This window comes from Clavibacter lycopersici, assembly GCF_003576405.1.
Taxonomy (GTDB): Bacteria; Actinomycetota; Actinomycetes; order Actinomycetales; family Microbacteriaceae; genus Clavibacter; species Clavibacter lycopersici.
In genome coordinates, this window is sequence record NZ_QWGT01000455.1 from 1 (window position 1) to 874 (window position 874).

The 874-nt window shown below is 78.5% G+C and carries 1 protein-coding gene and 1 pseudogene; one reads left to right on the forward strand and one right to left on the reverse strand.

Annotation, left to right across the window (positions count from 1 at the left end; translation table 11 throughout):
- Nucleotides 1-653 (forward strand): UbiA family prenyltransferase (locus DZG00_RS15905; RefSeq protein WP_119455845.1); only part of this gene is annotated, 653 nt, incomplete at its 5' end.
- On the opposite strand, the pseudogene DZG00_RS15910 reads toward DZG00_RS15905, so the two are convergent.
- Nucleotides 646-874: pseudogene (locus tag DZG00_RS15910) on the reverse strand (FAD-dependent oxidoreductase); the annotation flags it as partial. The gene DZG00_RS15905 and the pseudogene DZG00_RS15910 sit on opposite strands and share 8 nt — an antisense overlap.

Here is an 874-nt window from a genome sequence, read left to right on the forward strand (position 1 = left end):
GCAGCGTCGCCCGCGCCGACAAGCCCGTGGCGCGCGGCGAGATCACGGTCGGCCTGGTGCGCGCGGCCGCCCTCGGCACGGCGGCGGCGTGCCTCGTCGCGTCGGCCGCGCTCGGGCCCGCCTTCCTCCTCGCGCACGCCGTCCTCGTCTGCGCCGGCTGGGCCTACAACGCCGGGCTCAAGCGGACCGCCGTGAGCGTGGTGCCGTTCGTCGTGGCCTTCGGGATCCTGCCGACGGTGGTCGCCCTCGGCGCCGCGGATCCCGTGCCGGCCGCCGCGTGGGCCGTGGCGACCGGCGCGGTGCTGGGCGTATCCATCCACTTCACGAACGTGCTGCCCGACCTCGAGGACGACGCCCGCACGGGCGTCCGCGGTCTGCCGCACCGCCTCGGCCGCGTGCCGTCGGGGCTCGTCGCGTTCGGGGCGCTGGCCGTGGGCGCGATCGTCGCGATGGCGGGGCCGGTGCTCGCGGATCCCGCGCACGCCGTCACGCCGCTCGCGGTCGCGGGGCTCGTCGTCACGCTGGCGATCGCCGCCTGGGGCGCCCGGCGCGTCGTCACCCGTCCGCCCGGGCGCCTGCTCTTCCAGCTGATCATGGCGGCGTCGCTGCTGCTCGTCGCCCAGGTCGCGCTGAACGCGACCCGCCTCACCTGACGCGCGCGGCCCTATCCCGTCCCATGGCGTAGACGGAGGCGAGCCCGGCCGCCGCGGGTGAGGCGAGCACGGCGCGGAGACCGGCGTCGCGGACGAGCCGCGTGAGCCCGCGGACGGGCCGGCCGAGCGCCGTGTTGATCTCCGACTGCACGGCCGCCCGGCGCGCGCTCCGCAGGCGGTCGCGCTCCCAGCGGGCGAGGCGCGTCGGGTCCGGCACGCCG